28 protein-coding genes are annotated in these 22892 nt (G+C 62.3%); 5 read left to right on the top strand and 23 right to left on the bottom strand.

From position 1 onward, the window contains the following. Window positions 1-103: 103 nt before the first annotated feature. Genes FPZ61_RS03495 through atpD form a run of 9 tightly spaced genes read right to left on the bottom strand, consistent with a single transcriptional unit; the run spans window position 104 to window position 6802 of the window. Window positions 104-1072 (bottom strand): F0F1 ATP synthase subunit gamma, encoded by a 969-nt coding sequence (locus FPZ61_RS03495; protein ID WP_185464982.1) that lies wholly within the window; start codon window positions 1070-1072, stop codon window positions 104-106. A gap of 5 nt (window positions 1073-1077) precedes the next feature. Further along, on the bottom strand, window positions 1078-2634 hold the full coding sequence (locus tag FPZ61_RS03500; RefSeq protein WP_185464983.1) for a F0F1 ATP synthase subunit alpha: 1557 nt from the start codon (window positions 2632-2634) through the stop codon (window positions 1078-1080). Next, complete coding sequence (locus FPZ61_RS15855; RefSeq protein ID WP_185464984.1) at window positions 2609-3403, bottom strand: hypothetical protein; 795 nt, start codon at window positions 3401-3403, stop codon at window positions 2609-2611. The genes FPZ61_RS03500 and FPZ61_RS15855 overlap by 26 nt, the downstream gene beginning before the upstream one ends. A 1-nt stretch (window position 3404) precedes the next feature. Further along, a complete protein-coding gene (locus FPZ61_RS03510; protein ID WP_185464985.1) occupies window positions 3405-3674 on the bottom strand; it encodes a F0F1 ATP synthase subunit C in 270 nt (89 codons plus the stop codon). After that, entirely contained in the window at window positions 3671-4384 is a 714-nt protein-coding gene (locus tag FPZ61_RS03515; RefSeq protein WP_185464986.1) for a F0F1 ATP synthase subunit A, read from the bottom strand. The genes FPZ61_RS03510 and FPZ61_RS03515 overlap by 4 nt, the downstream gene beginning before the upstream one ends. 3 nt (window positions 4385-4387) lie before the next feature. Then, window positions 4388-4726 carry an ATP synthase subunit I gene (locus FPZ61_RS03520; RefSeq protein ID WP_255441335.1) on the bottom strand — a complete coding sequence of 113 codons (339 nt, stop codon included), beginning with the start codon at window positions 4724-4726 and terminating at the stop codon, window positions 4388-4390. Continuing rightward, on the bottom strand, window positions 4726-5043 hold the full coding sequence (locus FPZ61_RS03525) for an AtpZ/AtpI family protein (RefSeq protein WP_185464988.1): 318 nt from the start codon (window positions 5041-5043) through the stop codon (window positions 4726-4728). The genes FPZ61_RS03520 and FPZ61_RS03525 overlap by 1 nt, the downstream gene beginning before the upstream one ends. Next, window positions 5040-5429: a F0F1 ATP synthase subunit epsilon gene (locus FPZ61_RS03530; protein ID WP_185464989.1), complete on the bottom strand. Its 390-nt coding sequence runs from the start codon at window positions 5427-5429 to the stop codon at window positions 5040-5042. The genes FPZ61_RS03525 and FPZ61_RS03530 overlap by 4 nt, the downstream gene beginning before the upstream one ends. Beyond that, entirely contained in the window at window positions 5429-6802 is a 1374-nt protein-coding gene (gene atpD / locus FPZ61_RS03535) for a F0F1 ATP synthase subunit beta (protein ID WP_370593357.1), read from the bottom strand. The genes FPZ61_RS03530 and atpD overlap by 1 nt, the downstream gene beginning before the upstream one ends. On the opposite strand from atpD, the gene FPZ61_RS03540 reads away from it, so the two are divergent. Further along, a complete protein-coding gene (locus FPZ61_RS03540; RefSeq protein WP_185464991.1) occupies window positions 6774-7763 on the top strand; it encodes a hypothetical protein in 990 nt (329 codons plus the stop codon). The two genes, atpD and FPZ61_RS03540, sit on opposite strands and share 29 nt — an antisense overlap. A gap of 56 nt (window positions 7764-7819) precedes the next feature. On the opposite strand, the gene FPZ61_RS03545 is transcribed toward FPZ61_RS03540, so the two are convergent. Both FPZ61_RS03545 and FPZ61_RS03550 read right to left on the bottom strand, forming a co-directional pair. After that, window positions 7820-8443 (bottom strand): mechanosensitive ion channel, encoded by a 624-nt coding sequence (locus tag FPZ61_RS03545; protein WP_185464992.1) that lies wholly within the window; start codon window positions 8441-8443, stop codon window positions 7820-7822. A gap of 6 nt (window positions 8444-8449) precedes the next feature. Further along, window positions 8450-9388: a hypothetical protein gene (locus FPZ61_RS03550; RefSeq protein WP_185464993.1), complete on the bottom strand. Its 939-nt coding sequence runs from the start codon at window positions 9386-9388 to the stop codon at window positions 8450-8452. A 503-nt stretch (window positions 9389-9891) separates the two neighbouring features. Between FPZ61_RS03550 and FPZ61_RS03555 the strand changes: the two genes are divergently transcribed. Next, window positions 9892-10386, top strand: coding sequence for a hypothetical protein (locus FPZ61_RS03555; protein ID WP_185464994.1), 495 nt, complete (start codon window positions 9892-9894; stop codon window positions 10384-10386). Here the strand turns inward: FPZ61_RS03555 and FPZ61_RS03560 are convergent. The 10 genes from FPZ61_RS03560 to FPZ61_RS03605 form a co-directional block, all read right to left on the bottom strand. Further along, on the bottom strand, window positions 10297-11901 hold the full coding sequence (locus tag FPZ61_RS03560; protein ID WP_185464995.1) for an alpha-amylase family protein: 1605 nt from the start codon (window positions 11899-11901) through the stop codon (window positions 10297-10299). The two genes, FPZ61_RS03555 and FPZ61_RS03560, sit on opposite strands and share 90 nt — an antisense overlap. Window positions 11902-12010: 109 nt before the next feature. Next, a complete protein-coding gene (locus tag FPZ61_RS03565; protein ID WP_185474745.1) occupies window positions 12011-13768 on the bottom strand; it encodes a mechanosensitive ion channel family protein in 1758 nt (585 codons plus the stop codon). Window positions 13769-13839: 71 nt separating this feature from the next. Beyond that, window positions 13840-14748 carry a DUF362 domain-containing protein gene (locus FPZ61_RS03570; protein ID WP_370594264.1) on the bottom strand — a complete coding sequence of 303 codons (909 nt, stop codon included), beginning with the start codon at window positions 14746-14748 and terminating at the stop codon, window positions 13840-13842. Between the two features lie 313 nt (window positions 14749-15061). Further along, a complete protein-coding gene (locus FPZ61_RS03575; protein WP_185464998.1) occupies window positions 15062-15727 on the bottom strand; it encodes an SDR family oxidoreductase in 666 nt (221 codons plus the stop codon). A 72-nt stretch (window positions 15728-15799) separates the two neighbouring features. Then, window positions 15800-16489 (bottom strand): hypothetical protein, encoded by a 690-nt coding sequence (locus FPZ61_RS03580; protein ID WP_185464999.1) that lies wholly within the window; start codon window positions 16487-16489, stop codon window positions 15800-15802. Between the two features lie 212 nt (window positions 16490-16701). Then, window positions 16702-16950, bottom strand: coding sequence for a hypothetical protein (locus FPZ61_RS03585; protein ID WP_185465000.1), 249 nt, complete (start codon window positions 16948-16950; stop codon window positions 16702-16704). A 142-nt stretch (window positions 16951-17092) separates the two neighbouring features. Next, window positions 17093-17818 (bottom strand): hypothetical protein, encoded by a 726-nt coding sequence (locus FPZ61_RS03590; protein ID WP_185465001.1) that lies wholly within the window; start codon window positions 17816-17818, stop codon window positions 17093-17095. 53 nt (window positions 17819-17871) lie between these two features. Further along, window positions 17872-18021, bottom strand: a complete 150-nt coding sequence (locus tag FPZ61_RS03595) for a chlorophyll a/b-binding protein (RefSeq protein ID WP_185465002.1) — start codon at window positions 18019-18021, stop codon at window positions 17872-17874. A 69-nt stretch (window positions 18022-18090) separates the two neighbouring features. Next, on the bottom strand, window positions 18091-18366 hold the full coding sequence (locus FPZ61_RS03600; protein ID WP_185465003.1) for a cell division protein SepF: 276 nt from the start codon (window positions 18364-18366) through the stop codon (window positions 18091-18093). Window positions 18367-18420: 54 nt separating this feature from the next. Then, window positions 18421-18978, bottom strand: a complete 558-nt coding sequence (locus FPZ61_RS03605; RefSeq protein ID WP_185465004.1) for a PAP/fibrillin family protein — start codon at window positions 18976-18978, stop codon at window positions 18421-18423. A 132-nt stretch (window positions 18979-19110) separates the two neighbouring features. Here FPZ61_RS03605 and FPZ61_RS03610 point away from each other — a divergent pair, with 132 nt between their 5' ends. Further along, window positions 19111-19440, top strand: a complete 330-nt coding sequence (locus FPZ61_RS03610; protein ID WP_185465005.1) for an RNA-binding protein — start codon at window positions 19111-19113, stop codon at window positions 19438-19440. 148 nt (window positions 19441-19588) lie between these two features. On the opposite strand, the gene FPZ61_RS03615 is transcribed toward FPZ61_RS03610, so the two are convergent. Continuing rightward, window positions 19589-19963 (bottom strand): AbrB family transcriptional regulator, encoded by a 375-nt coding sequence (locus FPZ61_RS03615; protein WP_037979861.1) that lies wholly within the window; start codon window positions 19961-19963, stop codon window positions 19589-19591. A 211-nt stretch (window positions 19964-20174) separates the two neighbouring features. Next, on the bottom strand, window positions 20175-21641 hold the full coding sequence (locus FPZ61_RS03620) for an apolipoprotein N-acyltransferase (RefSeq protein ID WP_185465006.1): 1467 nt from the start codon (window positions 21639-21641) through the stop codon (window positions 20175-20177). Between the two features lie 35 nt (window positions 21642-21676). Between FPZ61_RS03620 and FPZ61_RS03625 the strand changes: the two genes are divergently transcribed. Further along, window positions 21677-22018: a phasin family protein gene (locus FPZ61_RS03625; RefSeq protein WP_185465007.1), complete on the top strand. Its 342-nt coding sequence runs from the start codon at window positions 21677-21679 to the stop codon at window positions 22016-22018. 88 nt (window positions 22019-22106) lie between these two features. Next, window positions 22107-22763: an FKBP-type peptidyl-prolyl cis-trans isomerase gene (locus tag FPZ61_RS15460; RefSeq protein WP_185465008.1), complete on the top strand. Its 657-nt coding sequence runs from the start codon at window positions 22107-22109 to the stop codon at window positions 22761-22763. The last annotated feature ends 129 nt before the right edge of the window (window positions 22764-22892 follow it).

Here is a 22892-nt window from a genome sequence, read left to right on the forward strand (position 1 = left end):
GCTGCGGCGCCTGCCCCTGGCCTGGACTGGTGTCGTCAACCCATGATGCCTGGCCACACAATCAGGTGAATCCCAACGCTTCCTTTGCCGGCAACAACCGGGGTCATTCTCTCTGACGAAGAGCCTCGAAACCAGAGACGATGTCGAGCAGTTCACCGGTGATTGCATTCTGCCGCTGCTGACGATGCAGGGCATTCAGTTCACTGAGGCGCTCATCAATGTGTTCTCCTGCAGCATGCATGGCCGTAAGGCGCGCAGCATTCTCGCTGGCCAGCGACTCCACCGCGGCCCGGAACAGGCAGAGGTGGAGGTACTCCTGCACGATGCCCGCGAACAGCCCTGGAAGCGGCTGGTTGTTCATCGGCTCACCGCACGAGCCCCAGGCGCGCCACTGCAGCCCCCCAAGCCAGGAGGGATCAAGGGGCAGGAGCTGCAACGCCGAGGGCTGATGGGTCGTGGCAGTCAGAACCCTCTGGTACACAAGCAAGATCCGACCGACACCGGCGCTGGTGTGCTCTGGATCGCTCCATGCGGGGTCGGTCTTCATCGCCCCGGCAACAGAATCCGGGAAACGCCAGCCTTCAATCAACGGGAGGAGTTCCTGAAGCAGGACTGAAATCACCGCCACCGAACTGGGCAGCGAAAAACGTGCCTCAACCGGCAGAGGGCCACCCTCCAGAAGGGTGGCAAGGCGGTCTCCGACCACTGCCATCCTGCATCGCTCATGGGCGATGCCTCGGCGCCGCAGCTGCTCAACCGTGAAGGTGACGATCTGCTCGTTGAACGGACCGCAGAGTCCGTGACTGGATCCATAAAGAATCACACCCACATCCCCAGGAGCGGTGGGAGAGGGCAACAGTGAAGAAAGGGAAGCAGGAGCGGCATCGAAGCGCTGCAACCGGAGCACAGCCTGCAGGGCCAGCTCCACACTGGCGGTATAAGCAACGAGTGATTCACTGGCCAACTGATACTGACGCGTCCCCGCCATCGCCAGTGCCTTCATGGTTCGAACGACCGACTGCAGTTCCTGCGTTGTACGGATCGTGGCTCGCAACTCCTCAAGCGTCTGCATGGGTGTTACGCGTTGTCGTCGTCGGCAAGGGCGGCGGCGATGCTGCCGCTGAGCGCCTCACGATCCTCCACCGAGAGGGGCTTGCCGTCTTCGATCCTCTGGTAAAGGGAGGCCAGCTCCCGCCGCACATGGCTCAGGATACTCGCTTCCTCAGACTCCAGACTCATCTCTGGTAGCTCGTCGAAGAGACCTGAATCCGTACCAAACAACATCGTGACCTGCTCAGGCACCGACAAGGGGTTGTGCAGTCCCTGCCTGAGTACGTCCCGGATGCGCCGACCCCGCCGCAAGACATCGCGGGTGCCGGAATCAAGCTGGGTTCCAAAACGGGTGAAGAGTTCGATCTCCTGATACTGGGCATAGGCCAGGCGCAGACCAGGACTGATCTCCCGAAGGGCTGCGAGCTGGGTCCTTGAGCCGACACGCGAGACTGACCTGCCCACATCCACAGCTGGAAAGATTCCCTTTCGGAACAGATCAGAGGAGAGGTAGATCTGCCCATCGGTGATCGAAATCAGATTGGTAGGAACATAAGCCGAGATATTCTGAGCCTGGGTCTCGATGATCGGCAACGCAGTCAGAGATCCCCCTCCGAGGGCAGGGGAGAGGTGAGTCGCCCGCTCCAGCAAGCGCGAGTGCAGATAGAAGATATCTCCAGGATAGGCTTCACGCCCGGGCGTTCGCCGCAGCAGAAGGGAGAGCTCCCGATAGGTGCGGGCGTGATGCGTGAGATCGTCATAGACAATCAGCACATCACGCCCCATCTCCATGAAGTACTCGCCCATGGTGGTGGCAGCATAGGGGGTAACATATTGCAACCCAGGCGAATCCTGGCCAGAGGCAACAACCACGATGCTGTACTCCATCGCGCCATAGTCCGAGAGAGTCGCGATCACATTTGCAATCGAGGCTGAACGCTGTCCGATCGCGCAGTAGATACAGACGACGTTTTTATCCTTCTGATTCAGAATCGTATCGACTGCCAGAAGCGTTTTACCGGTCTGGCGATCTCCGATAATGAGCTCCCGTTGGCCTCGGCCAATCGGAATCAGGGCATCAACAACCTTCCATCCGGTCTGAAGGGGCACCGTGACTGCAGCCCGCTCCAGGATGGCCGGAGCTTCACGCTCAATCGGGCGCATCGTGCTGAACGAGACATCACCCAATCCATCGAGGGGTTCACCCAGGGCGGTGATCGTGCGGCCCAGCAGACCATCACCAACCGGAACCTCCACCACCCGGCCGGTTCGAACGACCGGATCCCCGGCGCAGATGTGCTGGCTGTCCCCCAGCAGGACAACCCCCAGCTCCTCAGGATCGAGATTGAAGGCGATCCCAAGGATCGACGACGGGCCGGATTGCTGATCCTCATACGAGAAGCTGACCAGTTCGTCAGACCGCACATTGGGAAGTCCACCCACTTGAGCGATGCCGCGTCGCACGGAAAGGGTGGCGCCGGTCTCCTGTACGGAAAGAGCTGGGCGGAACGCGTCGACGGAACAACTCAGCGAATCCAGCGCCCCGAGCAAAGCAGCCTCAAGCGGACGCTGTCGCTGAGTCATGAAGAGAACTGTTTTTCGGAAGGAGGGCCTGGGTCAGATGTCGATCGAGGTCGCCAAGGTACTGATCCAGCGTCCAGCGGATGGCCTTCCCTTCGATTCCCAGCTGGATGCCAATGGGGAAGAGGGGATCGTCGAGGAAGGTGACACGTCCGCTGCACGCGAGGGACTCAAGCACCTGATCAATCAGAAGCTGACGGAGCTCCCTTGGAAGGGGAAAGGAGGTTTGGACTTTGATTGGCCCATGGGCGGCCCCATCCATGGTCTGAATCGCGTCTCGCTCCAGGGGGTCAAGATGCTTGAGCCGATCGATGAACACAGCCACGATCTGATGCTCCAGATCGATATTGGCGAGATCCTTCAGGGCCTTGCGTGCGATGAACTGACTCTCCAGAAGAACGCGCTGTTTCACTGTCTGGAGGGAGGCCTCCTTCTCCTCTTGAAGGGACTGATAGCTGAGCTGCCGTCGTTCCTCCACCTCAGTGCGCAGGCGAGCGAGCTGATCCAACCGCTGCGCCTCCACCTCTGCATTGGCCTCAGCAAGGAGCTGCTGATGATGCGCTTCAAGATCGAGGAGGAGGGACTGCTGATGTTCCATATCCCGCTGGGCAGTCTGCTGGAACTCCTCAGCCTTATGGATATCGTGCCTGATTCGATCCTGACGTTGTCGAATCACACGGCGTATTGGATCATAGAGAACCCACCGAAGCAGCACGACAAGAAGCAGGAAATTAAAGATCTGGGCGGCAACGATAAACCAGTCAACAAGCATATCAAAGCCCTTTAAAATAAATCCAGAATGGATTAACGAAAACCAGGACCATCGCGACAACCAGGCAGTAAATGGCGGTGGATTCAACCATCGCCAGACCGACAAACAGGGTGCGGGTGATCACATTGGCCTTATCAGGCTGCTGGGCCAAAGCTCCCAAAGCGCGTGCCACGGCCCAGCCCTCTCCCAGAGCAGGACCAATCGAGCCCACGGCCATCGTAAAGGCCGCTCCAGCGATGGAGGCCATTCCGATCAGGGCAAGGTCACTCATGAGGGCGCTCCGGGTGCTGTAGTTCGGGAGCCACCCCGAGCCTTGGCACCAATGCTAGCCGCGGATGAGATATAGACCAACGAGAGCACCGCGAAGACATAGGCTTGAATCACTCCAAAGACAAGACCCATCGCTTGCATCACAGCAGGCACGAAGAACGGCACAATGGACAGAAGGATGGCCGTGATCAAAGTGCCACTCATGATATTACCAAACAGACGCATTGCAAGAGCTATAGTTCGCGAGAACTCACCGATGACCTGAAAGGGCAGCATCAGCGGGGTGGGCTTCAGATAGGAGAGCAGATAACGGCGGAGGCCTAAATCACTGATGCCATAAATAGGGACAGCAAAGAACACGCAGATCGAAAGGGCTACGGTGGTCGAAAGCGACCCCGTTGGCGGCTCAAAGCCGGGAATGATCGTCAGAATATTGGCTGTTATAATGAACAGAAATAGGCTGCCAATGAAGGGCAGGTAGCGAGCGGGATCCTGCTGGGAAACATCCTCAATCTGTTGGCAGATGGCCTCAACAACGGCCTCCACCACGCACTGCATGCGGGATGGTGTGCCCTCTGAGCTGAGGCTGCGCCCAAGCCATAGGGAGAAGCCAACAAGCACAGCGCTCGTGAGCCAGGTGAACACCAGGGTGGCGCTCAGGGTCCAAGGTCCCCAGGTGGCGATCACGATGGTGTCGGGGCTTAGTTGCACGCTTCAATCATCCAGAACAGCCGGATCCGTGGAAGGGATGGGACGCCAGCAAAGGATCAGCAGGGAGCGGGCGAGGACGAATCCAAGCAGGGCAAAAGCCACGCGCTGCCACTGGCCTGCAGCCACGAAATAAAACGCGGGAACAGCTACTGCCATCCTTGCCACTCCGCTGCCAAGCATCAACAGCACGGGGTTGGAGGAGCGAGGCAGGTGGCGCACAGTGAGCCATAGGGAAGTAAAAAAGCACAGACCCAGCACAAACCCGATCAGCAGGGCCATCAGCACCGAAGCGCTAGCGAAAAGCGTTGACACGCCGGAAGCCAGAGCAGGAAGACCGTTCATTATGGCCCCTCCTGCTGTTGCTGCATCCATCGCCACGCATTCCAACATCCCAGCACGATTCCGAGAACCAGGAACATCAGGGTCCACGAATAGGAGCCGGGAAATCGGCGGTCGACCCACATCCCCAGGGCAAGACCAAGCAGCGCCGGAAGGGTCACCGACCAGCCCACCATTCCAGACACACCTAACCCCTTGAGGATGCTCCGATCACCCTCAGCTTTGGCGCGAAGGCGACGTTCAGCCTTGCGGCGAACCTGAGAAGCCAGCGATGGTGGCTTCTGCCGGGGACGGGACTCTTCGTGACGAGCCTGTTTCATCCCTGATCTCCCAGCCCCACCAGGCCATACACGAAGCTGGCCTCGAGCCGGGCCAGCACGGCGCGAGCCTGCTCTTCCCGTTCATCTAGGGCCAGAAACTGCTCCACCACTGTCTTCTGCAAGGTTTCAAGGGATCCTCCTGCCACCCCCCGACGAACCGTGACCGTGACCTGCGCCCCTCGCTTGACCAGAAGACCTTCATCAAGCGCGACGAATCCTTCCTGGCCATCGAGATCTTGGTAGGAGAGGATCCCTGGGACCAGGGTGCTCACCAGAGCGGCATGGTGTGGCAGCAGAGCGAAGCAACCACTTTGGCTTTCCGCGAGCACCTTCACGACATCGACATGCAGGATCTCCTCAAAGGGCAGCAGAACCTTCAGCTCCATCAGGCCACGGCCTCGTCAATGGCACCAATCATGTAGAGCGCCGATTCAGGAACCTCAGCAAAATCATCGTTGAGGATGCGCTCGCAACCCTCCAGAGCATCAGAGAGTTTCACATGCCGTCCAGGCTTGCCGGTGAACTGCTCAGTCGTGAAGAAGGGTTGTGTGAGGAATTTTTCCAGTCGCCGGGCCCGGTTCACCAATTGACGATCATAGGGAGACAGCTCCTCGATCCCCAGCATCGCGATAAGATCTTTCAACTCTTCATACGTTGCCAGAGCTTCTCTAACGGCAAGAGCGATTGAGTAGTGGCGCCGACCGGCAATGCTGCTCATTAACATTTTGGAATTTGAGCCGAGAGTATCAACGGCAGGATAGAAGCCCTGGCTGGCTCGTTTGCGTGACAGCAGAATTGTGGAGGAGAGATGACCGAATGTATGGACCGCTGCAGGGTCGGTGAAGTCGTCAGCAGGTACATACACAGCCTGAATCGAGGTGATGGCCCCCGAGGATGTGCTGGAGATGCGTTCCTCAAGCGCCGCCAGCTCAGAGGCCAAGGTCGGCTGGTAGCCGACCCTTGATGGCAGTTCCCCCATCAGACCAGAGACTTCCTGGCCTGCCTGGATGAATCGATAAATGTTATCAATCAGCAGCAGCACATCCTGGTGGGCATCGTCACGAAAGTATTCTGCCATCGTCAGAGCTGCATGACCCACCCGATAACGAGCGCCGGGTGGCTTGCTCATCTGCCCGAAGACCATCACGGTCTGATCAAGGAGGTCGGCATCCTTCATGGCGCGATAAAGATCTTCCCCCTCTCGACTTCTTTCTCCGATTCCGCAGAACAGGCTGACGCCTTGATGGTGACGCACCATGTTGTGGATCATCTCCGTGATCAGCACTGTCTTTCCCACTCCGGCTCCGCCGAATAAGCCTGCCTTGCCACCTCGCTCCACAGGGGTCAGGAGATCGATGGCCTTGATACCCGTTTCCAGGATTTCCGGATGGGTTGAAAGCTCGTTGAGTGGAACAGTGGATTGGTGAATGGATCGCCAGGCCACACCCTCGATCCGATCACCCTGATCGATAGCCTCACCGAAGACATTCAACATGCGGCCCAACAGTTGCCTGCCGACTGGAACCCTTAACGAATGACCAGTGTCGACAACGCGTGAGCCCCGAGCCAGCCCCGAGGCCGTGGTCAGGGCGATGCCCCGCACGACCTCAGTACTGAGGTGGCTGACGACTTCGATGACGACATGGCCATCCTCCCCAGCATCCAGTCGATTCAGCAGTGCGGGAAGTTGATGAGGAAAATGCACATCAACCACGCTCTCCCGAACCGCAATGACCGTACCGCTGTTGGTTGTTTCCATGGCCATCGGCCAAGCCCTGGGCTACTTCCCTGGCGGACGCCAGGATCTGTGGACAACCATTCTCCTTCTTTCTAGCTTTCAGGTGTGGGCTCCTGCCCTGAAGCACATGCACCTGATCAAGAGCCTCCTGGCGGTCCTGCTTGGGTCCAACATCTGGATGCTTCCTGCTGAAGCCGCTGTCCTCGTCGACCTGGATCAGGATCTGGTCCGATGGAGCAATGACGGCAAGCCCGCGGTCCAGGTGCGTCTTCAGGGGGAGATCAGGCTGGTTGCCGAGGCAGCGCCCTATGCGTTCCCCATTGGACCCGATCGAAGCCTGCGCTTCATTCCCTGCCTGCCTCCTGCCGGTGCCTCACCACCAGGATGCGAGATCCCTTCCGCACCGGCGGGCGCAGCCGGGCTGGTGGTCAGCGCTCCACTCGTCGAGTCGATGCGCATGGTCTATCAACAGGCCTGGCGGCGAGGAGTCACGCCAAACAGCCCGGAGGAGGACCTGCTCGCTATCGCCATGATCCAGACGGCAACCCGACTTCGTGACAAGGGGGAGCAAAAACTCAATCTGCGGCAGACCAGCACAGCCTTTCAAAACGTTTTAGCGGCGCTGTCGAAAGCCAAGCAGGCAGGCAGTGCGGCGCCGATCACCAGGCGGGCGGAACGGGTGGCAAGAATGTTTGCCGTGTTCAGAGATCTGTGGCAAGAGAAGAACACGTCCGCGTCTCGCGATCTGAGCATGCCCTGCACTCTGCTCGAGGCGAAGGCTGAGGCCTTCAACACAGCCGCCGGCGCTGATCTCGTCCAGGTGGAGAGGCGGAGTCCGCGAGGGATCTGTTTCTTCTGCAGGAACATCTGCACCCTGGAATCAGCTGACGCCCTACTTCATTCCATGAAGCAGGCGGTGGCCGATGAGCTGAGGGAGGCCACTCAATCACCGGTGCAATCTGGTGCAGGAGCACCTGGCTGATACTCCTGTTGATCGTCTACCGCCTGGCGGGTTGCAGCCAAGGCCTCCCGCCCGGGTCACTTCAGGGTCTTGATCGAGCGCATCCACTCCCGCAGCTGCTCGGAGGCCACCTCCCTGCCGCCCAGGCCGAAGGCCACCGCCACCGCCACAGCGATCGAGCCGAACAGCAGACCGAAAGCGATCGAGACGATCATGGGCGCCACGCCGATCTGCTGCAGGGCCATGGCACCGGCAAAGGCGATGATCGCCAGCCTGGTGATGGTGGAGAGCAGGGGGGCGAGCGGGCCCGCCGAAGCGGCGACCACCTGGCTGGCCAGATTGGCCAGGTAGAGCCCGATCGCAAACACCACCAGCCCCGCAAGGATCTGGCTGAACACCAGGAGCATCACCTTGAGCACGTCGGTGAGCGCCGGCAGGGCCAGCACATTCGAGGCGGCGATGCAGGAGAAGAGAAGGATGGCCAGGAAGGCCACCACACCCACCAGCTCCGACGGCGAGCGCATTCCATCGCCGGCCTCGGCATTCGCGGCCTTGCCGTACTCGGGCAGGCCGATCCACTGGAACAGACGGTTGAAGCCCACCCCGGCCAGCACCCGCTCCACCAGACCGGCCACGAAACGGCCCACCACCACGCCCACCACCACGATCAGCAGGGCCGTGAAGATCTGGGGCAGGCTCACCAGCACCTAGGCAAGCATGGCGGTGGCCGGACCCGACAGCGCCGGAATCGCCAGGGCATCAAGGGCCGCGGTGGCTGTGGGGATCAGCACCAGCACGTACACCAGCATTCCGGCGATCCAGGAGAGCCGCTGGCCGCCCTTCTCCGGGTTGAGGCCGAAATCGGCGCCGGCCTTGTCGAGGCCGCTGGCAGCCACCAGGTTGGAGACCACGCCCCGCAGGGTCTTGGCGATCAGCCAGCCGATCGCCGCTATCACAAGAGCTTTGACCAGCCGCGGCAAGGCGCCGATCAGATCCTCGAACAGGCCGACCACCGGGGTGATCTGGGCGCCGAGGTTGAGGGCACCGAGCACCAGCGGCACGAAGAACAGGATGATCAACCAGAACGCCAGATTGGCGACGGCCTCGCCGATCAGCATCCCTGCCGGGGCGTCGTCCTCCTTGCTGTCGAACAGCTTTTCGTCCAGCTCCAGTTTGGAAGTGGACCCGCGCACGATCGATCGTGCCACCGTGGCCAGCACGAAGGCCACGGTGGCCAGGATGGCAGCCGAGAGCAGCTTCGGCAGGTAGGCGAAGATCTGATTGACCAGCTCACTGAACGGCTGGGACACCGTGCGCAGATCGAGCGTGTCGAGCGCCGCCAGCACAGCCAGCACGATCACCAGCCAGAACACCCCGGTGGAGATCCAGCGGCTCAGCCGCATTGGCTTGGTGTCTTCGCCCCCGTCCGACAGGGTGCGGGAGAGCCGCTCATCCACCGACAGCCGCCGCAGCACCGAGCGGCAGATCTTGGAGAGCACTCCGGCCACCAGCCAGCCCAGCAGCAGGATCGCCAGGGCCCCAAGCAGACTGAGAACCATCGGCAGCACTTCAGCGCTGAGAGCCGTGAGGTCGACCCCGGCAGGTGAAGGCGTGGCGGCGGCGGTGATCGGAACGATGGGATGCATCAAAGGTTGAAGCAGAAACCGGGCCCGGCAGGGGCTGTCCTGATCAGGTTCGACACGGCGGCCTCAAGCGTCAACAAAATGAAGGAATACGGAGGAAACCCGTCGCTGGCTGCGGGCCACGAGGCTTCCCATCACCCTCTCGTGGCATCACGCAGGGGCTTCGATCCCGGGGTGGGATCCTCTTTCAACAAAACCGGTCAGCAGCTCAATCCCGACGGCGTTGCGGCCCTGGCAAAGGATTGGATCCAGGCACTGGCGCTGCCAATGCACTCATCCATTGGGCCACGATGATGACGAGGTGTTGCAGGCTTCCAGCTGTCACGCTGTGACCGGTTCGATGGGTTTTCCCTTTCCCCAGGGCCTCTCACCCTTCCTGTCCGGTAGCCTGGCGTTCTGCGGCAAGCTGAAGCCGGGCCGGACTGCCTGAGCTGGACGAAGGGCCTGCAGGAGTGGTGAGTCAATGCACCGATCTGACTACCATGTCCCCAGCCTGGACCTGACTGATGGTGCCTGAGATCTACCTGTTCGGGCTTTACCCAAGCGACACCGTCGTCTGGTCCTGGCAGTACCGAAGCCTCGATGGGGAGGTGGATCCCGTCACGGCTGGCGGGCTGCTGCTGAGCGACCCGGACCTTGACGGCGATGGCTGGTTCGACATCGATGGCATCATCGGCCGGCGCAACGGAGTGAGAATCTCTGGGCTGTTTCCTGCGGGAGAGGGCATTCCGGGAAATGTGAATCCCGACGATGGCGTTCCCTACACGGGAGACAACCAGGTGCGGCAGGCCGGACTGGCTGACGACCCTCAGCTCACAACCAGTGGCTTGCAGTTTGCCCTCACGGATGGCAGCTATTCCAATGTGTTCCACGCCTCCTTCCTCTCACCGCCCACTGACCTTGATTTTCATTCAGTGTCGCCATTCCCCGATGGGCCGATCTCGCCCAACAGCGAGCCCGCGGTGAGTTTCTCCGCCGAGATCATCGCCACTGTGGTGTAGGGATGTGCTGGATCCGACCGCATACCACATCCTGGCGCTGCGGGCTGGCAGGTGAAACGTGTAGCTGGGCCCCTTGATTTCAGGAAGCAAGGTGTCCGTGAGCATGTCGCGGTAAGGGTGGTTCCACCTGAACTTGAAACGGGTGTCCACCGTGATCGAGCGTTGCTCCCCGCATTTGTTGATGGCCACGATCCCGTCCTCCTGGCGACGCCAGAGCAGGGTGCAGGCATCAGCGGCCATGACCTCCATCGGCTTGCCCTGCATGCGGTTGTGGAAGGCAATCATGCGCCCCATGCGATCGCTGTTCCACACATCGCGCCACCGGCTGTTGTTGGAGCGGCCATCCGACTGATCGTCAAAGACCAGGGGGGTCCCACCGTCTCGACCCATGATGTACACATAGGCCAGATCTTCATCGACAGAGGACTCTGCATCCTGATCAAAAATCAGTGATCTGAATACTTCATTGTAAGGAATGTCGTGCGTGACCACCACGGTGACGGCACGGCTGTTGGCCAGGGCATCGCCGCTGGAGTATGGGAAAGCGACATCCGAGAGGGGGCGAGAGAACGAGAAGGCCTGCCTGAGTGCATTGAACAGCGGGAAATCGTAGGCACCAAACTCCGATGGAAGTTCCCGGAGGTACGGCTCCAGATACTGCTGATAATCGCTTGAGGTGGCCCCACCTGAGGTGATGATCTCCGCAAAGACATGGGAATTTCTGGCCACCTCCTCTGGCACAAATGACCTGATGGCACCATTCGGCATATGCTTGGCGGCATCGATACGAAATCCCCGGATGCCAAGGTCGTAGAGAGCCTGAACATACCGCTTGCGCTGGTCCTGCACCCAGGTCCTGGTGGGATCGGTGTCGATCAGATCGGGCAGGCCTGGATCAGGGTCAGGACCGCAGATACGATCACGTATCACCGAAAAACGGTTGCCGTAGTCCCGAATACAGGCTCGAGGGTGAAAGTCCTGTGGCCCGAACAGCCCATCGGGGGTGCCATCATCAGGAAGATACCCATTATCAAGGATCCCGTCACCATTGCTGTCCCCGTAGAGAATCTGCCTGCTCCAGTACGGCTTGTCTTCAGAATAGGCGCGCAGGATCTCCTCACCAGGGAAACTGGTTGCTGCCATCCTCTCGTTCGCCATGTGATTGACCACCACGTCCGCGTAAGTCTTCACGCCTCGCAAATCGAGTGCCTGAATCGCCTGAACGAGGGACTCCCTGTTGCCATCACAATGATCAATCACGCGGAAATCCTGAGGCTGATACCGCAACCACCACTCACAGCTCGTTGTTTTCGGTGATTTCAACGGTGGCGTGACCAGCACCGCCTTGTATCCCACCGCCGCAATCGCTTCTGCCCGCTCGGCTATGTCTGCGTAGGACCAGTCAAAGGCGTGCAGGATCACATCGGCCCGGCTCTCTGCGGGAAGAGAAAGCAGCAGGCCTGCGATCGAGAAGGCAAGAGAGGCACGGCGGGCAACAGGAGATCTCCTCGTCATTCCCCATGGACGCTGGGTTGTCCTTCAAGGTTCACAAGGGCCCTTGGGGAGATCGGTAGCAGCAGTCACACCTGCAAGACCCGGGCTGGATCAGCACCCTGCCGTCCGATCATGGCTTCTGAAGAGCCTTGAGTTCAGGGATGTAGGCAAGCCGGATCTGTTCCTGCTGGAGGCCCTGCACCAGGCGACGCAGCAGCTCCCGCTCTGCCCTCCACTGCTCCATGGTTCGGGTCACGAGCAGGGCGCTGATGGTGATTCCCAGGGGCGAAACCTGCGTGACACCGCGCAGCAGTGGCGGCTGCATCAGCAGGGACTTCCATTCGGGATCAGCCGAGAAGTCCATGATCACCCGGTGGGCCACCGCCAGCACCCGCTCAATCGAGGCCGTGTTCGGGGCCACCACCCAGGTGACCTCCACGCCGGAGCGCAGCTTGGTGTGATTGATCACCCTCTGGAAGGAGCTGTTCGCTGCCACCAGCAGCCTCTGATCGAGACAACGCACGGTGGTGTTGAGCATTCCCACGTCTTCCACCACGCCCTCATCCCCATCGATCTCCACCCAGTCGCCGATGGCGTAGTGATCCTCCAGGGCCACCACGATGCCGGCCAGGAAATCACGCAGCACGCTCTGAAAGCCCAGGGCCAGCGCACCCAGCAGAGCGCCCCCCACCAGGAGAACCTCTGCCGAAAAGCTGCGGACCCCGGGAATCCCGAACAGGATCCAGAGGCCCACCAGCGCCAGACAGAAGCAATTGATCAATCGGTGGCTGCCCTTCAGCAGGCTGCGAAAGCGCTGCTCACGCCGGCACTGTTCTTCGGCTGGAACGGCCAGATTCGCGGACCACTGGAAGAGCAGAAAGCTGGCAAGGGAACGCAGCACGATCGCCAGCCCACCGATCACGATGACCTTGGCGGCCGCCTCAGCTGGAACCACCAGCAGTTCGAGGCCCAGGGGGATCTGACCCGGGACGGCCATCACCAAGAGGCTCAGGATCAGCACGAGGCCGATCACGACCAGCACCAGTAGCAGCCGAGAGAGCCCGAAGTTCACCTGCACGAGCAACAGGCTGGTGGTGCAGGGATTCTCCCGGGCCTGGCGGTGCAGGCGGACTGTGCGACTGCGAACGCGTTGCCAGAGCCAGATGATCCCTGCTTCCGCCAACACCACGATCAGAATCATCACCGCGGTGAGACCCAGACGGCTGAGCAGGGCCGAGGGGCTCGTGACCGCCCGGGCATAGCGCAGCCTGGCCTGAAGCACTGAGCGCCAGGATTCAGCCAGCTCCCAGGGAGTGGTGCCGAAGAACTGGGCATCGGCCTCCGTCACCGTGAGCAGAGTGAAGGGAGTCCTGCGCCCGGGCAGCAGGGCTTCGATCACCGCCAGGCCAGAGGGCAGGGATCGGGCGCGGAGAACCAGGGAATCCGGCTCGTTCTGCTTCCAGCCCTTGAGGGAACACAGATCGCTCCTCTCGGCCTTGATCCATCGGCGGATCAGCCCATCGGCCAGGCGTTCGCCAAGGCTGCACACCTGCACGGGCTGATACAGGAGCATGAGATTTCCCTCGATCACCCGGGCCCGGCGGCGGGCATCGATCGATTCCGATCCAGCACCGACAGTGCGGGAGGTGACCTGAATCACCGGCACGCCAAGGATCCTGACCGGTGCCAGCACGAAACTGCCCACATCGATCAGCGTGGCGAAGTCCGACGGAGGGGACGGGCTGGGAGAAACCACCTGGGGCTCACTGGCCCCAGAGGACACTCCGCTGGGGCGGCCATTGAGACCAGGTGCGGCCAGGGAAGGACCGAACCCGATGCAGGAGCCGACGGCCAGAAGCAGGCCAAGCAGAAGCGGGATCCATTGCATCATTCCGCGCCTCAAGCGGCTGCGGAGCGGCATGGCAGGGATCCGTCGCGGAGACCGGATGGATTCCGGCGTCATGCTGATCCCGATGTCATGAGCCTGCGGATCTGATCGGCCATCGCCCGGCCCGGCGCATCGGCTGTGACGATTTCGATCTTCTCCGCACGGTCGACCCCCAGATTCAGCTCCACCGCCCGTTGAATCTGCTCCAGCTCCCAGATGGATCCACGGGCGACCGCGGAGGTGGTGCCCAACAGGCGCAGAAGAGCAATCCCCACCACATCCACGGCCACCCGGTCCGTGCCGGCGAGGATGACGTTCGGCCTGGCGACCTTCCCCCGGTCCGGGCCCCCATTGACGAACGCTTCCACCCCGTCGAGAAGCACCAGGGCAGGACTGTAGGCCTGGTTCACTTCGGCGATCATCCGCCGCTGATGGGGAGAGGAATGGAGATCGCCCATGTAGTTGTGGGACTCTCCAGGCAGGGTTTTCGCCACCAGTCCCACCGTGTTCTTCAGCGAGAGGGTGAACTGCCCGCCGAAGCGATGGGTCTTCAGGCAGCAGGTGCTCACCACAGCGCCGGCGTCGAGGGCGGGCCGGGCGAAGGCATAACCCTGGGGCCAGTGGGTGCCTTCAGCAGGAACATGCAACCACTGGTCCCGCTCCAGTTCATCGAGCACCAGCGCACGCAGGCCGAGGCGATCCGCCAGCCGGAACACCCCCTTGCTCTCCATCGCACGTCGGGAGTCGGCCATGCCGGAGCGATCGCCGATCGTGATCGCTCCGGCGGAGCTGTTCTGCAGATCCCGCACCAGGGCCTCCAGCAGGGCCGGATCGGTGGCTGCGGGGGCTGGATCAGCCGTGTTGAAATTCGGCTTGAGGAACACACTGTTCCCCTCGAGGCCCGTGGGCTGGAGCAGGTCGATGGCCTGATGGGTGCCAGCCGCACGATCCTCCTGGCGAATCAGAACAACCCGGGTCACCCCTGTACTGGGCGTTTCTGCCGGGCCAACCTGGACCTGCGAAGAGCCGCTGACGCGCGCACTTGCCGATTCGGAGGAGGAGCCGGCCTTGCAGGCCACCGAGAATGCCGCACTGCCGGTGGCCAGCCCAGCCAGCTTCAGCAGTCGGCGTCGGCTCCAGTTCTGCAGAGGATCATTGGAGGGCATGGCCTTGCGCGCAGGGCCGGATCCATCGCCCGCCGGCCTCCTTTTTTCAGTATGACGCCGGTCAGTATGGCGCCGGTCGTGCTGAGGTCTTCGCTGTTGTGATCACCGCTGCGATGGAGAGATGGACCTACCAGGGCAACTCCTGGCCGTTGGCGTGCCAGAAGGTGCCGGAGGTCTCGAGGGTGAGGGCGTCGATGCGCTCCAGCAGGCCACGAACCGACTGCTCCGGCGTGATCCCGTGGGCTGTGAAGCCGGTCATGCGGGTGCTCACCAGACCGGGGTGAAGGAGGGCCACGGCGATGGCGCGGGGCCTGAGGTCGATGGCCAACGACTTGCCGGCCATGCAGAGCGCCACCTTCGACATCCTGTAGCCGTAGGAGCCGCCTGAGCTGTTGTCATCGATCGAGCCCATGCGGCTGGTCATCAGAATCACCTTCGCTCCTGGGTGGAGATGATCCAACAGGGCACGGGTGAGCCGCAAAGGGCCGATGGCATTCACCTCGAACTGGCGGCGCAGGCTCTGCGCATCGAGAGTCTCCAGGCTGGTGGCTTCATAGAGGCCGGCGTTGTGAATCAACCCATCGATCGCCAGATCCCCCAGACGCTCCACCAGGGAGGCAATGGCTGCCTCGGAGGTGATGTCGACCCCCGCCTCGATGCGCACGCCCAGTTCCTCCAGCTCCGGAGATGGGGTGCGGCAGACGGCCACCACCGTCTCGCCCCGTGCCTGCAGTTGCCTGCAGTATTCGTAGCCGATTCCGCGGTTCGCGCCTGTGATCAGGTAGGTGGCCATGGAAGAACTGAGCAGACATGGAAGGGTGCCTGGATCGTATGGGGGCAGCATCGCTGCAATCCCTTGAGGCCATCAGCCGCCGAGCACCACTGCATCAGGGATCTCGTAGCGCTCCTTGCCCACCCGGATCAGGTTCAGATCTGCCTCCCGCTTCAACGTGAAGGGGCCCGAAGCATCGGCTTCGCTGCTGTCAGCGCCGATCGCCCGACCCATCCGGAAGTAGATCGCCCGCGTGCCGCCTTCCGGTCGGGTGATCAGAACGGTGGCGTAGCCGCCACCGGCCCTGGCGACGGCGAACGGACACGACCCCATCGGCTGACCGGGTTGCTGGGCGCAGGGGACCGATCCCCTGGCATCGAAGTCACCCTGGCCGGCGCGAAGGGCGGAATCATCAGAACCTCTGGCCACGCTGCCATCGGGGGAAACGGCAGGCTTCAGGCTGCCGGCGGGGACGAAACCCCTCGGCCCACCTCCCAGCTGCTGCACATCGCACCAGACACCGGCGTCGCCGGGTTGACAACCGAGGTTGTCGAGAATCGTCTCAGCTTCGTAGGTGGCGAGCAGCTTTGAACCTGCTGAGGCACTCTCCCGCAGCGACAAGGGCGCGCTGCTGCCGGGAACCTGCCAGTTGCGGGGGCCTCCCTGTTCCGGCGAGGCCGGAACAGCGGCGGCTGGAGTGGTCTCCGAAGGGGCCGAGGCGGCCGGCTTGGACGGCTCGGCAGGAGGCGGCGGTGACCCGCAGGCCCCGAGCAGGGCAAGCAAGCCCAGGGCAGGAAGAAGGGACCATCGACACAACTCCCGATGACGCATGCGTCCCTCGCTGTTCCGATCAGCGTAGACAGGGGCTCAGCAGCGGATCACACGGCATGCTCAGGAACGCTGGGGACATCTTTCGAATTCTGGGAGTATGCTGAAAAACTGTGCTCGATCACCTGCTTGCAGCAGAAGCAGAATCAGAAGCCAGGCCTCTGCCCTCAAACAACTTTATGCCGGCGCACCTGGATTCGCTCATCGATCTTGATTTCTTTGTTGTGAAGATCTAATCCCTTTACAGCCGCCACTTCACCCTGAATTCCCTGGGCCGCCAGCTGCTCAACCAGCTGTTTCATCAGTTCATCTTCTACCTTGTTCTGATCAAAACCACTGGGGGTGAGATCAGCCAGAAAGCGACCGATGCGTGTGGCAACCACTGAAGACGAGTTGGTTACGTTGATCACAATCATGGCCGATCAGGCATCATTCAACGGGATTGTATCGCAGCTTGTGATTCCTGCGTGATAGGCCGAAAAGGCCTGCCGCACAGAGGTCTGCAGGATCAATGACCACGTCCAGCCGAGTGCAACAAACCGAGGTTGATGGTCATCCTCAGCGGTAGGTGGAGATGGTCGAGAGCCGCTGAAAGGAGGGATCGGCCATGCCATCCACCCGGAAGGACGTCCAGGTGGCATTGAATGAGGGATGCTCAGTCAGACGGGGAAACTCGATCCGGCGGCGTTGGTAGGTGAGTCCGACACAGCTGAGGTTCTCGTCGTCGGCCATCAACGACCAGAGCAGACGCAGCTCACCCCTGTCATAGGAATAAGGATCTGTCTGGGTGACCGCTTCGGCCAGCACCCCCGGGGCGAAGCGAACGTCGCGGCAGGATTCCGACGCGAGGTAATGGCCATCCTCGGTGGGATAAAACCAGCAGGTCTCGTTACACAGCTGCTGGAGGGGAACAGCATCGAGACGTTGCCACTGGCCTGGAGTCTGGTCACGCAACTGCCCCGCCTCGTACTGGAGCCAGTGCACCTGCAGCCACAGCCTGGTGGGCTCGAAGCGCGGGATCACGGCATCGCAGAGCAGCCGCTGGGATGGGGCAGGGAAGCTGGGATCGCAGGCAAAAGGATCTTCACAGGCAGCAGTGGCCAGGCCATTCTGTACAAGCTCATCCAGACTGCCGCTCCACGCCGGTGGACAGCGCAGGATACGCAGGGCCAGGGCAGAGCTGAGTGCCTTCTGATGCTCGGCAACCAGATCAGACCACAACAAAGGCTCCTCTCCGTTCCGGGGAGGAGCCAGGCTGAACGTGAACGCCAGGGAAGATGTCATGGGCGGAGGTGAACCCGTCATGACGGGAAGAATGGCGCGCCGGAGCGAGGCGATCAGCCCAGGCCGATCTGGCGGAGGATGCCCTGGCCGGTGAGCAGCTCGGTGGCCAGCCCGATCACGAAACCAAGCATGGCGAGGCGGCCATTCCAGGTTTCAGCGAAGGCAACGAAACCGAAGCGGGGGGTGGAGGTGGAGTCAGCCATGGGGCCAGAACAAAGTGCTTTGCAAATCGTAACACGAATCTTTCAGCATTGTTAAGGGCCGCGCCGGACTCATGCCTCGTCCTCGCCTGTGTCCCGGCTGACATCCACTCCGAAGGGAGCGAAGAGAAACACCATTTCCCCCAATCGCTCCTGCTGGCCATCGAGGGCAAACACGCCTCCAGAGACGAAATCAGCGGAACGCTGGGCCTCTTCCGGTGGCATCGCGCCGAAGTTCAGCACAACGGTCTTGCGCTCACGGACCGCCTGTACCGCATGGAGGACATCCTCGAAGCGGTGCGGCTCCATCAGGACCACTTCGGGAGGCAAGTCGGAAAACCGATCCATGCCTTCACGGTGCCATGGGCAGACCAGTGGCGCCAACCGAAGTGTCTGACAGGGTCAGCACGGCTGCACCGTTCCCGCCAGGGCGAACAGATCGTCAGGACTCAGCTCCTGACGCCGACGCAAGGCAAACAGTGTGCCGGCCTGGCCCCGACAGAGGCGCAACTCCTCATCCAGAACGGTGATATCAAGCCAGGCTGGATAGCTCTGGCTCACACGCCGCAACCAACGCAACCGAGTGCCCCCCAGCGGTGGGCCGATCCAGCCTCCCCTCTCGAAGTTCACCGCCACCCGCTGCACTCCCTCGATCTCGATCCTCGCCAGCACGGCGATGCCACCCAGGGCGGCGAAAGCACCGCTTGGTCGCAGCAGGTTCATGGCTCGCCCACCAGCCGGGTCCAGAACCTGAAGGTTGTCGATCCAGGGCGTCACCCGCAGATAGGGAGCACGACTGCTGCTCCAGCGCAACTCCCAGACCCCCTTGAGCGGTTCAGGTCGCTGGAGGAGATCAGCGGGGCAGTCCCTCTCCAGCGTTTCGATCAGGCCGCGCATCCTCTGGTCTCCCACCGAGGCGGGGTCCCGCAACGCATCGAGCAACTGATCGCGAACAGACATGGCGCCGGTGGGGGGAGGAGGAACGGACTTGATGGACCGGTGGCGTGTGTAGAGTGAGGGTTGATTTCTCGATCACTGGTGAGAGCAACACTTCCAGCCGTCGACAGATCGGTTCAAGTTATTTAACGTTACATGACAATCTACGTAGGCAACCTCTCGTTCGATGCCGAGCAAGAGGATCTCCGTGACCTTTTCAGTCAATACGGAGAAGTGCGCCAGTGCAGCCTGCCCCTTGATCGGGAAACTGGACGCAAGCGCGGTTTCGCCTTTGTCGAACTCGCGAACGACACCGAAGAGCAGAAGGCCATCGACGATCTCCAGAACGTCGAATGGATGAACCGGATGATCCGGGTCAACAAAGCCGAACCACGTGGCGGCGGCGGTGGCAACCGTGGCGGCGGCGGTGGCTATGGCGGCGGTGGCGGTGGCTACGGCGGTGGTGGCGGTCGCAGCCGCTACTGAGTCGCCGTCAACGGCGCACCAAAACTGACCTGAAATCAGGTTCGTTTCAACCAGGTTTGTGATCAACCCCGCCACGGCGGGGTTTTTTGTTGGGTGCCGAGGCTCTGGGGTCTCGGCACCCTGGTCCTTCAGGCAGATCGACGGGGAATCACTCCTCCCCTTCGTCCTCGGCGCCCACGGGGACCAGGCGAATCTGCTTGCGACCGATCTTCAACTCGAACTCATCACCGGGCTTGAGGTCGAGCAGGGCCGTGTAGGCCTTGCCCACCAGCAGATTGCCGTTGCCCTGAACCGTGGCGATGTAGCTGAGTTTGCGCCCACCCTTGCCGGCGGCCTGACCGCCACCTGTGGAGCCGAGGTTGACGCCCTTGGCCTCCAGCAGCGCCTCGTAGAACGCTGTGAAATTCAATCGTTCACTGCCGTCCTTCTTGGTGCTGACATAGCCAGCGGAACGCACCAGCTCTGATTTGCTTACCTCACCCAGCTCCTTGACCTTCGCAAGCAGATCGGCACCCGTCAACATGGCAAGCATTGAGAACATCACAGCCAACATACTGAATGGTGTGGGTTCGTCGAGGCTGATCGAACAAGCCCCCAACCTCAGGCCATTCAGCTCCCGCGAAGATCCAGGGCCTCGCCCATTCCCGGTCAGGACATCCTGATTCAGATCAGAGGAGCCTTGGGGGCGAAGTTGCGCCAGATCCACTCTGCGCCGGCCGGTGCTTCCCTGCGGCTCAGTGGGAACGGCCCGAGCGAGGGCGGCGATACCAGAAACACCCAGCTCCCCCGAGCAGAATCATCAGGATCAGAGGCGCTTCGCCCCAGATTTGATAGCTCGTGGCACGGCTCAGCAGCTCCAGTTCGAACACCCCCAGCTCTGACTGCTCCGGGGGTAAAGCGTTTCGGATCAGCCCCTGCCCATCGATCACCAGGCTGGGGCCGGTGTTGGCAGCACTCACCAGCCAGCGGCCCGTTTCGATCGCACGCACCTGGGCCAGAGCCGTGAACTGATCGCGCAGCAAGGCCGGATAGGGGTCGAGATTGGCACTGGCCATCAACCAACCGGCGCCTGCCGCGCTGGCCTTCCTCAAGGCCACACCATCGGCCAGCTCGTAGCAGATCGCCACCGCCGGATCGGCACCCGAACGCATCAGCAGGCGCGAAGGGGGGCCAGGCTCCACACCCCCCACGGCCGAGAGTCCGCTCCAGCGCCAGAGCCGCGCCAGGGGAACCCATTCACCGAGGGGGACCACCCTTGACTTGTCGACCCAACCCGAGGCCTGGGCCTGGCCGGGCAGGAAACGCAGCACACTGCTGCGCAGCTCCTCCCCCTCGAGGCGGAAGCCTCCGCTGAGCACTTCCGCGTCGGCCTCGGGCATGGCCTGACCCAGCACCAGCGTTCCTTCTGGCAGCAGCAGGGGTACCCCCAGAGCGGCCGCCTGCGAGCGGGCAGCGGCGATCTGGACCAGCAGACCCCGCTGGCGCTCAGGCTCGAACTTCTCCCGGGTCGGCAGGGCCGGTTGCAGCACCAGCACCCGAAAGGGGGCGCCCCGCTCCGCCTGGTCCGCCCGCAGCTGACTCCAGCCGAGGCCATGGCTGAGCAGCAGCACCGCCACCAGGCCCAGCCCCCAGCCCCGCCGGCTGGCTCCCGAGGCCACCAGGGCGTGCCAGCAGAACCAGCTGATCAGAAGTTGAACCGCCGCCACCAGGCCAGCGCCGCCCAGCGCCGCCAGCCCGGCCAGGGGCCGGTCGGCCGGCAACGGAGAGGTGCCCAGGCCGATCCAGAACAGGGGACCGGTGGCCAGCAAAACTTCCGTCAGACCCCAGAGCCCGCAGGCCACCAGCGCCGTGGCGAAGTGACGGGGGCCGAGACAACGCACCAGAGCGCTCCAGGTCGCGACCAGCAGCCCCCCGGCCAGACCGCAGCCCAGCCACAACAGCAGGCAGATCGGCAGGCTGAGGGGGCCGGGGACGCCGATCCAGTCGAGAGGGTGCAGCCAGAGCAGCCAGCGGTGGCTCACCAGCACTGCTGCGGCACCCCAGAGACCAGCGGCCGCGGGGCCGCAGCTCCAGAGGGGCACCAGGGCCAACCACAGCAGTGGGGCCAGGCCCAGGGGGGCCAGCGAGAGACCCGCCAGGGCTCCGGCAAGGGCGGTGACCCCCACCAGGCGCCGGTCATCTCCCATGGCCTGCACCGGCATGCAACGACATCATCAGGAGGTCAGCGCTTGCCGCCATGGAACGGGACAATCTGCTCCAACAACTGATCCTGCGGGGTCTGGGCACCAGTTCGCTGGTGGCCGACCGCCTTCGCAGCGTCACCCAGGCCTGGGTCACCAGTGGCCGCCTGGATCCCGGGGAAGCCACCGTGCTTGTCGACGACGTGATGCGCTCGTTGCGGGGGGAGAACCCTGAGCTGGAAAAGCAGGCGGAACGCACCATGGAGCGCAACATCGATCATTTTCTCCAGGACCTGGGGCTGTCCCGCCAGCGGGAGGTGGATGAGCTGCGGGGGCGCATCGACCGCCTTGAGCAACAGCTGCGCAGCCGTCGGGAGGGCACGGAAGTTCCCGACTGAGAGTGAAAGCCCTCCAAGGGGGTCCGCTCGTCCTGCGCTGTCAGAATCACCTTCAGCTCGTTTCGGCCCGGCCGTCATTTCCCGACCCATGCGTGACATCCTGATCAGCACCGGCGTCTGCGCCGCCTGTCTGCTGCTGGCCCTTGCCAGTCAGCTGATCTCCCCCAGCACGGTGGAGGCCAGCAACGACGGGGCTGCCGCCACTTCCATGGCTGCGGTGACCAGGGCGGCCAGCCCTGCACCGGCCGCCCTCAGCGGCCGGATCGAACTGGACCCCGACGATCCGAACCCTTCGCTGTTCACCATGGCTGCTGACACTCCTTCCGATCCCAGCTCCCTTGCTGACAGCACCGTGACCCAGGCGGGAGAAGCCGCTGGCCTCGGCGGAGAAATGGTGGCCGCCAAGGAAGTGGTCACCCCCAGTGGCCTGCGCATCACCGATCTTCTGGTCGGAGATGGCGCTGAAGCCGTGAACGGCCAATCGGTTCAGGTCAATTACAGCGGCACCCTCGCCAATGGCAAGGAGTTCGACAGCAGCTACGGACGCGGTCCGTTCTCCTTCCCCCTGGGCGCCGGCCGGGTGATCAAGGGCTGGGATGAAGGCGTGGCGGGCATGAAGGTGGGTGGCAAGCGCAAGCTCGTGATTCCCCCGGATCTTGCCTACGGAGAGAGAGGAGCCGGTGGCGTCATCCCCCCCAACGCCACCCTCACCTTCGTGGTGGAACTGCTTGGTGTCGGGGGCTGAACCCTCCCTCACGACTGGAAACGGTCACCCCTCGTTAGGATGACCCCACCGGTGGACCGCCGGTGGGGCTGTCCCTGGTCGGGTTTGTGTCAGACCCGGGTCGCCTGCCACGACCAGCGCCGCCGGAGC

This window comes from Synechococcus sp. BSA11S, from assembly GCF_014224355.1.
Lineage (GTDB): Bacteria > Cyanobacteriota > Cyanobacteriia > PCC-6307 > Cyanobiaceae > Regnicoccus_A.

Bases quoted from the DNA above. Each gene is read 5' to 3' on its own strand.
- FPZ61_RS03620 (WP_185465006.1), bottom strand. From the start codon at position 21,641: ATGCCGGTGCAGGCCATGGGAGATGACCGGCGCCTGGTGGGGGTCACC.
- FPZ61_RS03610 (WP_185465005.1), top strand. From the start codon at position 19,111: ATGACAATCTACGTAGGCAACCTCTCGTTCGATGCCGAGCAAGAGGAT.
- FPZ61_RS03605 (WP_185465004.1), bottom strand. From the start codon at position 18,978: ATGTCTGTTCGCGATCAGTTGCTCGATGCGTTGCGGGACCCCGCCTCG.
- FPZ61_RS15460 (WP_185465008.1), top strand. From the start codon at position 22,107: ATGCGTGACATCCTGATCAGCACCGGCGTCTGCGCCGCCTGTCTGCTG.
- FPZ61_RS03550 (WP_185464993.1), bottom strand. From the start codon at position 9,388: ATGCATCCCATCGTTCCGATCACCGCCGCCGCCACGCCTTCACCTGCC.
- FPZ61_RS03555 (WP_185464994.1), top strand. From the start codon at position 9,892: ATGGTGCCTGAGATCTACCTGTTCGGGCTTTACCCAAGCGACACCGTC.
- FPZ61_RS03615 (WP_037979861.1), bottom strand. From the start codon at position 19,963: ATGTTGACGGGTGCCGATCTGCTTGCGAAGGTCAAGGAGCTGGGTGAG.
- FPZ61_RS03595 (WP_185465002.1), bottom strand. From the start codon at position 18,021: ATGGCTGACTCCACCTCCACCCCCCGCTTCGGTTTCGTTGCCTTCGCT.
- atpD (WP_370593357.1), bottom strand. From the start codon at position 6,802: ATGGAAACAACCAACAGCGGTACGGTCATTGCGGTTCGGGAGAGCGTG.
- FPZ61_RS03625 (WP_185465007.1), top strand. From the start codon at position 21,677: ATGGAACGGGACAATCTGCTCCAACAACTGATCCTGCGGGGTCTGGGC.
- FPZ61_RS03565 (WP_185474745.1), bottom strand. From the start codon at position 13,768: ATGCAATGGATCCCGCTTCTGCTTGGCCTGCTTCTGGCCGTCGGCTCC.
- FPZ61_RS03510 (WP_185464985.1), bottom strand. From the start codon at position 3,674: ATGAGTGACCTTGCCCTGATCGGAATGGCCTCCATCGCTGGAGCGGCC.
- FPZ61_RS15855 (WP_185464984.1), bottom strand. From the start codon at position 3,403: ATGCTTGTTGACTGGTTTATCGTTGCCGCCCAGATCTTTAATTTCCTG.
- FPZ61_RS03575 (WP_185464998.1), bottom strand. From the start codon at position 15,727: ATGGCCACCTACCTGATCACAGGCGCGAACCGCGGAATCGGCTACGAA.
- FPZ61_RS03520 (WP_255441335.1), bottom strand. From the start codon at position 4,726: ATGAACGGTCTTCCTGCTCTGGCTTCCGGCGTGTCAACGCTTTTCGCT.
- FPZ61_RS03525 (WP_185464988.1), bottom strand. From the start codon at position 5,043: ATGAAACAGGCTCGTCACGAAGAGTCCCGTCCCCGGCAGAAGCCACCA.
- FPZ61_RS03585 (WP_185465000.1), bottom strand. From the start codon at position 16,950: ATGATTGTGATCAACGTAACCAACTCGTCTTCAGTGGTTGCCACACGC.
- FPZ61_RS03600 (WP_185465003.1), bottom strand. From the start codon at position 18,366: ATGGATCGGTTTTCCGACTTGCCTCCCGAAGTGGTCCTGATGGAGCCG.
- FPZ61_RS03500 (WP_185464983.1), bottom strand. From the start codon at position 2,634: ATGACTCAGCGACAGCGTCCGCTTGAGGCTGCTTTGCTCGGGGCGCTG.
- FPZ61_RS03560 (WP_185464995.1), bottom strand. From the start codon at position 11,901: ATGACGAGGAGATCTCCTGTTGCCCGCCGTGCCTCTCTTGCCTTCTCG.
- FPZ61_RS03590 (WP_185465001.1), bottom strand. From the start codon at position 17,818: ATGACATCTTCCCTGGCGTTCACGTTCAGCCTGGCTCCTCCCCGGAAC.
- FPZ61_RS03530 (WP_185464989.1), bottom strand. From the start codon at position 5,429: ATGGAGCTGAAGGTTCTGCTGCCCTTTGAGGAGATCCTGCATGTCGAT.
- FPZ61_RS03540 (WP_185464991.1), top strand. From the start codon at position 6,774: ATGACCGTACCGCTGTTGGTTGTTTCCATGGCCATCGGCCAAGCCCTG.
- FPZ61_RS03495 (WP_185464982.1), bottom strand. From the start codon at position 1,072: ATGCAGACGCTTGAGGAGTTGCGAGCCACGATCCGTACAACGCAGGAA.